The organism is Actinopolymorpha sp. B11F2 (assembly GCF_040195635.1).
Taxonomy (GTDB): Bacteria; Actinomycetota; Actinomycetes; order Propionibacteriales; family Actinopolymorphaceae; genus Thermasporomyces.
In genome coordinates, this window is record NZ_JBEFTX010000014.1 from 27,302 (window position 1) to 41,286 (window position 13,985).

Genomic DNA, 13,985 nt, shown 5'->3' on the forward strand with positions numbered 1-13,985 from the left:
GATCCGGCCCCAATTATCCGCGCAAACCGGCATCCTTTTGTCATGCCTTCCACCCAGCTGATCGAGATGGACGTGGTTGCCGCTCTGCGCGAAGGCGAGCTAGCGCCCCTTCGCCTGCAAGCCGGCAACGCACTGCACGCCAGTGCGCTCAAGAGCCTGTATGAGCGCGGCGCCGGCCAGGAGCTTGTGCGGCAGCAGTACACGGGTCGCTATCCATTCGAACTGCTCCAGAACGCCAACGACGCGGCCGGCGACGCCGGAACCCGCGGTCGAGCCTACTTCCACCTCACCGAGTCTGCGCTCATCGTCGCGGACGACGGCGCGGGGTTCGGTGATGTTCAAGTCAACGCCATCTGCTCTCTGGGACGATCCTCGAAGGGGCCTGGCGAAGCAGTCGGGCACAAGGGACTGGGATTCAAGTCGGTCGGCGAGATCACCGATCGCCCTCAGATCACGTCGGCGCTCACATCGTTCCAGTTCAATGACAGCTGGGCCCGGGACCAAGTGTCCGAGATCCTGGGCCCACTTCCACCTGGACAGAAGCTACCCGTCTACGCGATTCCGTTCCCCGTTGAGCCCTCAGACTTCGGTCCGGATGAGGCTGTTGTCGAAGCGCTGCGCGTCGACGGATTCGCCACCGTGATCCGCTTACCGTTTCGTGACGGGGTTGATTGCGGCACCGTCGAAGAACACCTCCTTCTCAACCTGCAGCCGCGGCTGCTGCTGTTCCTGCCTCACGTCGACCACTTAGAGGTGCGGGGCACCAGTCGCGACTTCTCGTCCAGGGTCTTCCGGAGCCAACAAGGTGGCGCCGAACATGTCCAACTCGACACCGATGGTCGAAGCGAAGAGTGGTTCATCTACCGAGGGACAACTACACCCGATCCGACTGTGCTCGAGCCACTGGGCGCGGCGTGGAAGAGGCTCGAGCAGGTCAGGTTCGCCGTTGCAGTTCCTGTCGATGGCAAGGGCCAGCCTTCCCCCAAAGAGACATTCCCGCTCCACGTCTACTTCCCAACCGACGAACGGCCCGGCCTGCACGTGGCTGTTCACGCCGAGTGGGCACTCACCATGGATCGCCGTCAAGTCGCCACAACACCTGAGGCTCTGCCGTTCAATCACATGTTGACAATGGCGGTGGCGGAGTTCCTGTCATCGACAGTCGCCCAAGACCTGGTGAACCGTACGGGTGCAAGCGCAGCCGCGATCCAAACGCTCGTGCCCGCAGCATGCGGACCAGTGGGAGAGGGGGGAACAGCGCTTCGCATGCGATGGACGGATGCGCTGATGAGCGCCGCCTTCCTCCCGAGTGCAGACGGGCAATTGCGACTACCAGCACAGATCCGTTCGCTCCCAAGGAGTCTGCCCGATCTGACCACCGCACATTCGCTTGCGGCGTTGGACCTCGCTCACACGCTGCGCCCGGAGATCGAGCGTCTCTCAACCGTGAGAAGCTTCCTGGCCGACGTCCCGGAGATCGACGAGATGGGCGTGTCCGAGTTTCTTTCTGTGCTGAAGCCGCCAACGCAGGACACAGCGGCGGCCTACTACTCGTTCTTGGTCTCATGGCGTGATGCTGTCGGGTACGCCCTCCTGGGCGACCTGAAGAAGTTCCCGATCGTGCTCAGCCTCAACGGCCAACTGCTGGCACCGGGCGAGGAGACCATCTTTTTTCCGAGGGAGCGCGGCGAGGTCGCACTCCCGGACGATCTCCCAGTGCCCATCGCCTACGTGCCCCAAGTCGGCGGCACGCAGACGTTGCTCCGAGAACTCGGAGTCAAGCCATTCGAATGGCGCGAACTCATTCGGGACTTCCTCATCAAGATCCTGAGTGACCCCGAAGCAAACGATGACGCCAGGGCAAGGGCCTTTGCAGGCCTGCGTGCCTATCATGAGGTACGTCTGTCGGGAAACGAGGATCTTGAGCCGGTGCTCGGCCGGGTGCTCCTGCCTGCCCGAACTGCCGATGGATCCGTCCGCGCGTTCCGCGCGGCGGCAGAGGTCTACTTCGGTGCTTCCTGGACCGGCTCAGATGACCTCGAGGTCATCTACGGGCCGTTCGGCCAAGCCGAGTTCCTAGATGTCGACGTGCCGGACGACACAGACCAGCGTCAGAACGACCTAGACTTCTACCGGATGCTCGGGGTCGAAGCGCACCCGCGTCTCGACGAAGCCAAGCCGACCGAGACGTCTGGGTACATGGTCTTCGGAGGCCGTCACCCCCATCGCGGCCCGCTCTTCCAGGAGTGGATGGCGCTGCCTGCGGTCGTCGAGGCGGCGCGCTGCCCACAAGGTCACCCGCAGTCACAGCAGCTCAAGCGGTCCTTCCGCCTCGACCGGCACGCTGAACTCATCGACTCCCAGGACCCAACCAGGCTCATGGCCCTATGGGACCAACTAGCGCGGCGCTGGGGCTCAGTCTACGAGAACGGTATACACGCCCTGTTCTACTGCGTGCACGGCAGCCACGCCGGCGAGCGCGGACGCACGGCGCCATCACTCTTTTCACACTCTCTGCACTCGCGAAAGTGGGTGCCCGTGGACCACGGCAACACTGCTGCGCTCGTACGACCCGCGGAGGCATGGATCGAGGCCGCACAGATACCACGACGAATCCAGGAACGGATCCCGCGGATCAGTGAGGCGATGTACCAGACCCATGGCGGGGCCGGCCTAGCGGCGGCTCTTCATCTGACCGACGCTGGTCGCCCTCGTGTCGCAGATCTGCTCGCGCTGCTCAACAGCATCGCCGACGAGGCGGAGGCCGCCGGGAGCACGAATCGGGAGATAGACCAAGCAGCGCGCTGGGTGCAGCGCACGCTGCACGACGTGCTTCGGGACGAACAGGAACCCCATCCAGAACCGCAGACTGTGCGGCTTCTGGCCAGCCAAGACGGCAATACGCACTTCGTGGCTCAGCCACCCTACGCCGACGATCCACTCCTGCGAGACACGTTCGAGAGACGCCGCCCATTGCTGTCTGCGGAGGCAGGGCTCAACAAACTGACTCGATACCTGTCACTGATCAAGCTCGACGAGGCCGTGAAGACCTCTGCCCTACCGCTCGGCGAGCACCACGATTCGACCTACGATGCCGTCCGGAAGCGCATCAACGCGATCAAGCCGTACCTCCTCGCCCTAGTGCGAGCCGAGAACTCCAGTGCCGAGAACCGCGTCCGTCCCGCTCTACGGAATCTGGAGCTGGTCGTCTGCGACCAGCTCATGCTCAGCTATGAATACGAAGGCACGCAGGTGGCTCGCTCGGACGCGGTCTGCTACATCGCAAGTCGTCAAGAGAGGCGGCGTGGGCACATCGTCAATCTGGGGACTGCGTTCCTCGAACTCGACCCGTCGACTAACGAACCGCACTGGTTCCCACTTGGGCGCCAACTCGCACAGCATCTGAACGTGCCGACCCTTGCAGATGCCTTCACCATGCTGCTGACGGCCTCACTGGACGACCGCAAGCGCATGATGGCAGCCCGGCAGATCCAGGCTCATGACATCACTGAGGCCAGGCACATCCTGCAGATCGCTCCTGAGGACGATGAGGAACTGACCAACATCCTTGACTCGCTCGTGCCTGAGCCGACTGACGATGACCAGAGCGAGCCAAGTGAAGTCGCGGCGCTCAACCAGGCCGCCGCGGCGACGGTCACCGCACTGATCCCCGAACCAGGCGATGAGCCCACGGCTGACGATACTGAACCGCCGACGGCACCGGACTCGAGGAAGCAGGCGCCGAAAGGTCCCCCGCCCGTAGATTACTCATCACTTCACATCGTCGATGCCGTGCCGGGAGCAGCTAGCCAGTCGGCGCCCAATGAGCGATCTGTGCGCCACAGCGGTGGTGGGGGCGTCAGCTACGCACCCGGAATCCAGACCGAGGAGGAGAACCGTCGGGTTGGCAAGAGAGGGGAGGACGTAGCCTTCCACGCCGAACGGCGGCGGCTGAGCGAACTCGGTAAAAACCCCGATTCTGTCCACTGGGTCTCGACGAGCAACGAGCTGTCGCCCTACGACATAACAAGTGTGGACGAAGACGACCAACGCATCTACATAGAGGTGAAGTCGACCAAGGGGGCCGACCCAAGGGAGCCCTTCTACATCTCCCATGGCGAGCTGATCGAGGCGACATACCGGCGGAGCCGGTACTACATCTACCGCGTCACCGACGTCGACGCCGAGGTGCCAGTGGTAACTAGGTGGAAGGATCCGCTGACGCTCATCAGGGAGGGCAATGGCCGCCTACTGCTTGCCAAAGCGCAAATGGCGCTGGCGCTCGAGAACGAGGCCGACGGCTCAGGCACGTCACGCGGCCCCGACTACAGAGCTGACGGTCCCGATTAGCTCGGAGTCCCCTGGTGCGCGTGACAGGGGTGTGCCGTGGGATGCAGGTGGACCTTCGGATGTCAGGGACTGTCGACGCACCGGTTGGGCCGAGGCACATGTGCGCACGTGGCCCCTAACCGACAGTTTGGTCCGACACTTCGACGCCGCCAGATGTTGCCCAATCCCGCACCTGCTGCGCGTCATTGTGACTCCAGTACCGGATGCGGAATGAGCCGTCGCGCGTCACTTGGAGTGCCTCTGGGTATCCGAAGTGTTGAACCAGGCCGGTAGTGATGGCGTAGGTTGCGGAAACGAGCGGTGGACCGTTCTCGGCGAGGTCGTCGATATCGAACACGCCCGTTGCCACAGGCTGACTTGCAATCGCCTCGCGGCCGAGTTGATCCGTCATTCCGTAGAACCGACGGTGGACTAGCTCTGCGGGCAGCTGTGCGGAGACGGGCCAAACGGTCGCCCTGGCTGTGGCGTTCCCGCCGGCTGCGGCCCGATCTCGAGCATGCCGAGCAAGGAACCGCAAGCCCGACCACACTGCGTTGACCATATGTTCATCGTCGACCTGGCTTGACGTGGCGTCGCTACCACGCAATGCCACGGCGGCGGCGAAGGACCCGGCGCCGCTCTCGCGGAGCTCGCAGGCCAGCCACCTTGCAGCACCCGTGTCATGCGTGCCGTCGGCGACCAGACGGCGGTTGCCAACTCGGACTCGGTACCAGTGGAAGCCCCGGCGGAGTATCAGTGGCTCCTTCTGCTTTATCTCGGCCTCGAAGTCACGCATGGCTTTCGTGTCGATGGTGAAGCCGCCGGCGAGATCGGGGATCAGGGTAACCACGACATAGGCGTGCTCGGAGGTGTCGAGCCGGTCGAGGAGATCTCGCTCGTCGCTGGCGAGTTCGTCGAACCTGCTCTGAAGCCCGGCGAAACGATTTCGGTAGGCGGCGGCGACCTCGGGTTCGGAGAGGTAGGTTGTGGTCGTCCCATTGCGGCGTGGGAAGCGCAGACCTTCGTTGACCAGCACGGCGTGTGGCGCGGACGGGCTTCGTGGAACTGCGATGAGGAGAAAGCCTCGCCCAGCTCGTTCTGGATCTTCGACCGGCTCTATGTCGAATATTGGCACCGGGGCGACCAGCGAGGCAACGATCTGACGTATCCGCCGGGTCTCGCCGTCGCTAAGCGCAACCCCCGGAGCGGCTGCCGCCTTCGCCTGGTCGTCCTCGGCGACTCCTAGCACGATGACGCCACCGGCAGTGTTCGCCAGCGCAGCGACGTCACCTGCACATGCTCGTTTGTCTTTGTCGGCATTGCCGTACAACTCCGCCTTGAAGTCGAGGTCGTACGCCTCTGTCACCGCGTTCGTGACCAAATCGGCAATCTGAGCATGCGAGACGGCATCAATCCGAGCGCCGAGGAGCCGCTCCAGGCGGCGTGAGCGAAGAGCGACCATAGTTGGATCTTGGACTACGGAAGGGCTGATGTCACGGCGCAGGAGTCTCTGCTCGGGCAGCTACCGCGGCAACCCGCGACTGCGGGACCAATGTGGCGTGGGTCGCGACTCGGCACCTCCCGAGCCGGCCCCGCGTATTCCCCGCAGCTACTCGTTTCCAGCCGCAAATCACTGCACAGCACTGGACGGTGGGGCGGTCAGAGCAGGCGCAGGGCAGGCCCTCGAAACAGGCTCTGACCTGCGGGAACGCTGGTGAGCGGAGGGCGTGGGATTCGAACCCACGTGGCGAGGGGTTACCTCACCTAGCGGTTTTCAAGACCGCCGCACTAGGCCACTATGCGAGCCCTCCTGACCTGCGGATTTATCCCGAGAGCCTGGCTCCTCCCCGCCCTCTGCCCGTGATCTGCCCGCAGTTGCGCCTCCACCCCAGGGCAGAGGCTCCGCTCGTCATTCTCCCATCTGACGGGTGCGGCTCCGGTACGTGGTCGATGGTCAAGGTGAGGTGATCCGGCGGCCGCTCCATTAGCGCGTTCTTGGTCACCTCCAAACTGTCGATGCAGTTGGCGTACACGGACCACATGACTCCGCGCCTATGGCCCGCTCGCCTGGCGACGTCCGCCGTCGGGACCCCAGCCATAGGGAGATGCCCGCATGCCGCGAGACGTTCGCTCTGCGCCAAAGGGGAGGCGCCAGGTCCTCACCCAGCGCAGCGACTCGTGTCCGCCGCCGGATCTGGCCTGCATGGACTCCACCGTTCCCGCTCGGCGGCGGGTCCCCATCAGCCTCACCCGTCCGCGGCAACGTTGGGTCCTCATGAAGAGCCACGCTGGCGATAGATCCCCTGATCCAGGAAACCTTCGCAGGTGGGCACCACCGAGCTGATCATCCAGGCGACAATCGCCGTACTCGCTCTTGTCGACCGTTCACCCGAGCAGTGTTCTTCCGGATCCTGACCGAGCACGAGCCAGAGCGACGCCGTGAGTGCGTCATCAAGATCATCGGTCCAGTGGGCAATCGTTCTTGGCTGATCGGCTCTGATCGGTTGTGTGGTCCTGGACCTGTTGGGCATCAGCTTGGCTGCGTTCGGCGTCGCGGGAGGCATCGTGCTCGATCCGCAGCCGTTGAGTCCCAAAAGACTCCACTCTGGTGCCCTAGGCCATCCCGTTCATGGCGGCCCTACGTCTGCCACGGGGGCGTCTCATTTCCAGACCGCCGGACGCGGACCCCGCGCCCCATCTGACACGGCTGTTAGCCTCCGCAGCCGAGGGCGATGAAACCTTCGTCCGTACGTACGAAGGAGGACGATGACGAACCCGGCCCCAGCTACGGCACCAGGCACGTCCGCCCCCGCCACGAAACCTGCGAGCCTTGACGCCCTTCGCCGGCCGTCCGGAGGTTTCGCCATGGTGGCGCTCGACCAGCGCGAGTCGATGCGGGCGATGTTCGCCGAGCATCAGGACGGCAAGGTCAGCGACGCGCAGGTGACCGAGTTCAAGCTGACCGCCGGTCGCATCCTCGGGCCGCACGCCTCTGCGGTTCTGGTCGACCGGCAGTTCGCCCTCGACCGCTACCTCGACGACGGCATCCTCGGCCCGGACACCGCCCTCATTGCCGCCGGCGACAAACTGACCGCCCGCGGGGACGAGATTGTCGGCGAAGCCGCGATCGACGAGGACATCGACCTACCCGACTACCGCGCCAGGGGGGTCACCGCGATGAAGCTGCTGGTGCTCTACCGCCCCGACGACGAGCCCGCGGCCCGCCTCGCGATGGTCGACCGGTTCGTCGAGCGCTGCCGGAGCGCCGGACTGCTGAGCATCATCGAACCGGTCTCCCGCCCGGCCCGAAGTCGCACGAACCCCTCGCGCATACACGACGGCATCCTCGCGGCGGCAGCGGAGCTCGGTGCCCGCGGCGCGGACCTGTACAAGGCCGAGGTACCGCTGCATGGTGAGGGCGCCGATGATGACATCCGCCGCATGTGCGGCGCGCTGACGAGCCTGATCGCCTCGCCATGGGTGGTCCTGTCCTCGGGCGTACGCCAGGACCGTTTCCCGCGCGCCGTCGAGCTCGCGTGCAGCGAGGGCGCGTCGGGGTTCCTCGCTGGCCGGGCAGTCTGGCGGTCGTGCATCGGCCAACCGGACGTGGAGGCCGCCCTGCGAAACGACGCGGCCCGACGGCTCCAGCACCTCGCCGAGGTCGTCGACGCGGCCGTCACGAAGGGGTGACAGCCGGGCACGCGGGCGAGCGCCGGGGCGCTCTCAGACGTCGAGCGCGATCCGGAGCATGGAGCCGATGCGTTCCATGACGTCATCCTCGACGACGTCGACCTGCTCGAGGCACGAACGCCGATACAACGCGTCGAGGTGCTGCGGCGCCACCCATCCGTGCCGCGGCAGCTCCACGGCCAGCAGATGGCCGGGGTCGTCCGGGCTGACCTCCACGGCGAGGAACCAGCCCTGGTCAGGGGCGGCGTTGACGGCATCGGTGCTGACGACGACGATCAGCCGTTCGCGGTTCAGGCCCTTGGAGACGTACCGCCAGACCTCACCCCGCCGCACGGTAGGCGGCTTCCTCCGCCGAACGGTCCTCTTCGTCGCGCAGCTGCCGGTCGTCGCTGACCGGGCTCGGCGACTGCCACAGGGCGTAGTGGCAGGCCGCCCGGGACAGCCAGGCGGACAACGACATGTCGGCCTGGACCGCGGCCTTCTCCGCGAGCCACAGAGCGTCACCCGACATGCTCACGGTGATCTTCTTCGTCGTTGCCATATCCGGGACCATACCGATCGCCTTACCCGACCGCCATCCCCGACATACGTCCGTACGCCTGAAAAGCGCAGAACCCTACTGCTTCGGCGTACTGCAGTCCGCCCTCGCCGCGCGGAAGGCTGCCTCGGCGTCGTGGAACGCATCGATGTTGACCGGGGCCTTCTCGTACGCCGCCAGCCACATCGTCGTCGCGACGCCCGGGTCGAGATGACCGGAGCGCCGGTGCGCCATCGCGGCGAGGTGCGCCTTCCACTCTGCGACCGCGTTCCGTGCGGCCGAGAGCGCCTTGTCCGTCTCCTCGCCGAGCACCCGGCACCCGTCGATGGCGCCCTGCTGTTCGGCGGTCATGTCGGCCGCGTCGACGTCGGCGCACACCGCACGGACGTCCTGGTAGTCGGCAGCCGCCTGCTCGAAGAGCGTGACCCGGCCCGGCCCCGCGGTCCGCGTCTCGGTCCAGATCGCCTTGGTCTCGGTCTCGGTGTTCCTGCCGGCCTCGAGGTCGGCCATCGCCTGGATGTGCGCCGCCCAGTCGTCGACGGAGTCATCGGCCGCCTCGACCGCATCGACACCCACCCGGGCGGCCGATCGACACTTCTCGACCGCTTTGGCCGACTGACTCTCGACACTCGTCGCGTCCACGTCGCCACGAGACGTTTCGCGTGGTGCGGATCTGGTTGCCGTCGGACTCACCGTCGCTCCGGCATTTTCGGCCGCCCACATGCCGATGCCGATTCGAGGCGCCAGGAGAAGCCAGCCCAATCCAGTCGCACCTGCCACAATCAGGACGCTGATCCCAATTGCCAGCCCTCTGCCCCGTTTGCGATGAATCGCTTTCCTACGCCCGCCTGCCACCAGATTTCCCTTTGCCCTGAAGCCGCTCCCGTGCTTGGGCAGATTAGAGGCTCATTAGGCCGGACAGAAGCCTGTAGGTCACGATAATGAGACGACCAAGCTTCGAATTCGTACCAAACCTGATCGTTATGGAATGCGTTTTTGCCAATAGCCCGGCGAGTCAAAAGGCGATCAGCCCGGTTAAGGAAATTCCGAGGCAAATGACCGGAATCTCCTTAACCGCACGGAAACACGCAGGATCAGCGGCGGACGAGAAGATCCACGAACAACGGCAGGTGGTCCGACGCGTCGGTGGGCACGACCTCGGCGTGGCGGAAGACCAGGTCGCGGGAACCGAGTACGTAGTCGATCCGGCTCACCGGGTTCTCCACCGGGTACGTCGGGCCGGCACCTTCGCCGACCTCCGCCCACGCGTCGGCGAACACGTTCGTCAACGTCGCGATCTCCGGTGTGCCCGGAAGGGCGTTGAGGTCACCGGTGAGGAGGGTCCGCCGCGGGTCACTGCCGAGCAGTTCGACGATCGCGGCCGCCTGCGCCTCCCGTTCGAGGTTGTCGTTGTGCTGCAGGTGGGTGTTGGCGACCCGCATCGCAACGCCACGGACCTTGAGGTTCGCGACGAGCAGACCGCGCTGCTCGTGGTTACCGAACTTCGGAAGGTACGTGTTGCTCCACGAGGTGATCGGGGAGCGGGACAGGATCGCGGTGCCGTACTGACGGCGCTCCTGACCGGGCTCTGCCGGGTCGAGGTCGAGGTTGGCGCCGTAGACGGCGTACATGTCCAGTCGCTCGGCGAGTTCTCGCGCCTGGTCGGCGAAGTCGCTCCGCTCGCCCCAGTGCCGGTCGACCTCCTGCAGACCGATCACGTCGGCGTGCATCGAGGAGAGGACCTTCGCCGTGTGCGCGACGTCGAGCACGTCGTCAGGCCCGGCGGCGTGGTGGATGTTGTAGGTGGCGACGCGGATCTTCACCAGGTCGGAGTCCGTGTCTTGCGCGGCCGCCGATCCGGCGACAGGACCGAGCGCGCCGGCGGCACCCGCGGCCATCACACCCACCATGGCGAGAACGCGCCTCCGGCGCAGCGTACGTCGTAGCACGAACGGCTCCCTTCACGAGCACGAGATGCGAGCGCCATCTCACCGCCCCCGCGAACACACGACCTGAACGAACAAGTAACACTTCCTGACGAACAGCGCTCGGATTCCGGCACAAACTAACGACACCACGCAGGCGGCGCGCGACACCTCGCAGACCAGGCCGGAGTTGGTCATCCTCGCCGCACCCGCAGCAACCATGCCCGCCCCCGGGAATGATCACGCATGCGTGATCATTCCCCACGCAACCCGGCGAATGTGGCGTGCATCGTAGGGGAATTGCCGAGCATGCGTGATCATTCCCCACGCAACCCGGCGAATGTGGCGTGCATCGTAGGGGAATTGCCGAGCATGCGTGATCATTCCGCGGCGGGTCCCAGCCCCCTGGGCACGGCGGCGCTACGACACGGCACTGGTCCGCCCATGGGTGGTCACGGCGACAACGGTGTAGCTGTACGACGCGTGCGGCAACGCGGTGGCGTCCCGGAAGACCTGACAGTCGGCGGTTACGTAGGTGAGGTAGGTGTCCGGGCCTGGCGGAAGGCCCTGCGTGGCCCCGCGGTAGATCCGGTACGCCGCGACCGGGCCGCTCGCCGGCTCCCAGGTGACGACCCGCGCGCGGGTGTCGTCGACGGTGACGGTGACGTTCTGCGGCACGCCCACCGGCGGGTCCGGCTGCGGCAGGACCGTCACCGACCGCGGCACACCCGAAGGCGCCACCGTCTCGTGACGACCGTCGCTCGCGACCACGACGTACTCCACACCGCGCTCGGTCAGCGCCCACGCCGGCATCGCCGCGACGAAGGTCCGCGCCCGGCCGCGGACGTTGGGACACATCGCGACCTTGTGCCAGTCACGTTCGCCGATGATGCGGTAGCGCAGGTGTGCGCTGAGCTCACTCGCCACCCGACTGCCGAGCACTGTCGCCGACACGGGGAAGGCCGCGCCGGCGTAGGCCTGGTCGCGCGCCGGCAGCAGGAGCACGCGTGGCGGTGGTGTGTCGTCGGCGTCACCGGCCTGGACCGATTCGACGCAGGAGGGTGGACTCTCCGAGCCGGCCGTACCCACGGCGGTGACGCGGTAGCGGTAGTGGCCCGACACCTCGTCGTCGTAGGCCTGGTCCTTCACCGGCTCCCCGGTCAGGCGTACGAACTGCTCCGATCCGTCCTCTGGCGCGCGGTCGACGTGGAACCCGACCACCTCGTCCTCGCGGCCGGGGTAGGCCTTCCACGTGAGCGCCGCGCCGTCGGGTGTGCTGCGAACGACGACATCGATCGGCGGAGCCACCGGGAGGCCCGCCACGAACGTGTCCTGGTAGGACCGCAACGGGTCCTTGACACACCGCGGCCACGCCGGGTCGCCGAAGTACCACCGACCGCCCGCCGCCGACACCAACCCACCCAGCCCGGGCAGGTCGCGCACCATGTCCTGGTAGGCGACGATCGCCTCCCGGAACCCGCTCCCGTGCAGGTCCGCCCACGTCGTCGCGCCCGGAACGATCGCCCGCGCGGTCCAGTACGACTCCAGCCACCGCAGGAACGCCAACCAGTACGCCAGCTCGTCGTTGCCTTCCGCGCCGCCCGGCACGAGCGCGGCCAGGTGTTCGAACTCCGTGCGTACACGGGCGTAGCGTTCGGCGTACTCGCTCGCCCCCGGTTCACCGGCGAAGCCCCAGCCGTGGAACTCCGAGGTCTTCATGCCACCGCCCGCGAACCCGTAGACACCCGCGGCCTCCAGTGCCGACAGCGCAGCCGCGCCGGCATCCGCCACGTCGGCGGAGGCCGCCTCGGTCCCGGCCAGCGTCGCCGCCGCGAAGTCGCGGTAGAACCCCTCCGCCGGAACCACTGTGCCGGGTGCCTGCCACAGATCCCTTGCCAGGTAGGCGACATTGGCATCGGCCGCGCGTTCGCGCCACAGGATCCCGATCACGCCGTGCACGCCAGTCGCCCGCAGCTCCGGCAGCCGGCGCTCCATCAACTCGACCGCCAACTGGGGCTCGGACAGTCCGCCGCCGAACTCCAGCCACGGCACCGCCCACGCCTCCCGGTCGGCGGCGACCTGTGCCCACTCCGGTCGTACGGTCATGTCGTGCGGCATCAGCGTGGAGAACACCACGTCGCCCGGCACCGCCGCCGCCAGCTCCGGGAAGCGTTCCTCCTGGAACCACGACCCGGTGACCAGCCGCACCTGCGGTGCGCGCTTCGCCAGATGATCGCGGACGATCGTGTACGCCTTGGCGCCGTCGGCGGTCGAGACCTCGTTGACCTCGCTGAAGTAGAGCTGGACATGGCTCAGGTCGGGATAGGTGTCGAGGATGTCGTCCACCCGTCCGGTCAGCACGGCCGGATCCAGCGGGTCCAGCTCGTCGCGCAACGCCTCCGGCACGATGTCGAAGTCTGTGCCGAGCACGACCTCGACCCCGCGTTCGCGGGCGTACGCGATCACCTGCCGCAGCATCGTCGCCGCCTTGGCGTAGGCATGGTCGCGCGCGTCCGGCTGGCTCGCCACGTCGCGCGCGGCGTCTGAACCGAGGACGTCGAAGGGCAGCAGGTCCCCCGCCCCGAACGCCAGGTCGTCGGCCCGGCTCGCCGCGAGTCCCCACCGCTGGTGGTCGACCGAGGTGTCCAGCCATGCGTCGTAGCGGGCGTGGCCGTCCTCGTCGCGCGCCACGCAGGCGAACGGCTCGTTGATGTCCTCGCCGGGGTAGCCACCCTGGTAGCAGTGCAGGACCAGGGTGTTCATCCGGAGCTTCACCAGCTGGTTGACGTACCGCTGGAAATCCTCGAGGGAGTACGCCGACGGGCCGCCCCGGAAGTCGTGCCAGGGCAGCAGGCCACGCCGCGCCACCGCCGGCTGCTCGGTGAGGTCGAGGTCGCGCACGACGAACGCCGCCGGACGCACCGCCTCCGCCCCGGGCTGGCCAGCGCTGTCAGAGCGGTTCGGGCGGTCTGCGGCGACGTCCGGGTCGTCTGCGGCGACGTCCGGGTCGTCTGCGGCGAGGTCCGGGTAGTCTGCGGCGAGGTCCGGGTCGGCCGGCACCCGCGGCGGCAGGACGTCGCGGCTCAGCAGGAAGCGGACGCCGTACTCCTCCAGCAGCCGGTACGCACCATAGAGCGTGCCCAGCGAGCTCCCGCCCATCACGGCGATCACCGGGCGCGGGCCCGCCAGCGTGGCGGTCCGGATGACGTAGCCCTCCGGCGCGGGTGCCTCCGGTGGCAGCGCACCCGCCTCGACGAGAGCCGCGATCACGGCGTTGGAGTTCCGGTCGCCGACCGCGAGCACGGGATCGGTTCCGTCGTCCGGATAGGGCCCGATCTCCATCGCCTGGCCGGTCAGGTGGTACAGGTAGCGCCGCAGCTCCGCCGCCGCCAAGCGCTCGCGCTCATGAGCGTGTTCGCCGACCACGATCACCGCTTCGGTCCCCTCCCTGGTGACGTACATGGGACAGACAGTGCTGTGCCTTGGGCAGTGCCGTGCCTCGG

At 66.8% G+C, this 13,985-nt stretch carries 8 protein-coding genes and 1 tRNA gene; 2 read left to right on the forward strand and 7 right to left on the reverse strand.

Translation table 11 applies throughout. The features are described 5' to 3' along the window. The first annotated feature begins 42 nt into the window (after positions 1-42). Positions 43-4,350: a protein NO VEIN domain-containing protein gene (locus tag ABN034_RS23180; protein ID WP_349693116.1), complete on the forward strand. Its 4,308-nt coding sequence runs from the start codon at positions 43-45 to the stop codon at positions 4,348-4,350. A 115-nt stretch (positions 4,351-4,465) separates the two neighbouring features. Here ABN034_RS23180 and ABN034_RS23185 read toward each other — a convergent pair whose 3' ends face one another. Together ABN034_RS23185 and ABN034_RS23190 are read right to left on the reverse strand one after the other, a co-directional pair. After that, entirely contained in the window at positions 4,466-5,791 is a 1,326-nt protein-coding gene (locus ABN034_RS23185) for an AlbA family DNA-binding domain-containing protein (protein ID WP_349693117.1), read from the reverse strand. 257 nt (positions 5,792-6,048) lie between these two features. Further along, positions 6,049-6,140 (reverse strand) — tRNA-Ser (locus ABN034_RS23190). 955 nt (positions 6,141-7,095) lie between these two features. Between ABN034_RS23190 and ABN034_RS23195 the strand changes: the two genes are divergently transcribed. Beyond that, positions 7,096-8,019, forward strand: a complete 924-nt coding sequence (locus ABN034_RS23195) for an aldolase (protein ID WP_349693118.1) — start codon at positions 7,096-7,098, stop codon at positions 8,017-8,019. 33 nt (positions 8,020-8,052) lie between these two features. Here ABN034_RS23195 and ABN034_RS23200 read toward each other — a convergent pair whose 3' ends face one another. The 5 genes from ABN034_RS23200 to ABN034_RS23220 form a co-directional block, all read right to left on the reverse strand. Next, positions 8,053-8,352, reverse strand: coding sequence for a hypothetical protein (locus tag ABN034_RS23200; protein WP_349330448.1), 300 nt, complete (start codon positions 8,350-8,352; stop codon positions 8,053-8,055). Further along, positions 8,339-8,560: a hypothetical protein gene (locus ABN034_RS23205; protein WP_349330447.1), complete on the reverse strand. Its 222-nt coding sequence runs from the start codon at positions 8,558-8,560 to the stop codon at positions 8,339-8,341. Before ABN034_RS23205 ends, ABN034_RS23200 begins: the two co-directional genes overlap by 14 nt. A gap of 75 nt (positions 8,561-8,635) precedes the next feature. Beyond that, positions 8,636-9,199, reverse strand: coding sequence for a hypothetical protein (locus ABN034_RS23210; protein WP_349693119.1), 564 nt, complete (start codon positions 9,197-9,199; stop codon positions 8,636-8,638). Between the two features lie 452 nt (positions 9,200-9,651). After that, positions 9,652-10,506 (reverse strand): endonuclease/exonuclease/phosphatase family protein, encoded by an 855-nt coding sequence (locus ABN034_RS23215; RefSeq protein WP_349693120.1) that lies wholly within the window; start codon positions 10,504-10,506, stop codon positions 9,652-9,654. Between the two features lie 396 nt (positions 10,507-10,902). Then, positions 10,903-13,944 (reverse strand): hypothetical protein, encoded by a 3,042-nt coding sequence (locus ABN034_RS23220; RefSeq protein WP_349693121.1) that lies wholly within the window; start codon positions 13,942-13,944, stop codon positions 10,903-10,905. Positions 13,945-13,985: the final 41 nt, after the last annotated feature.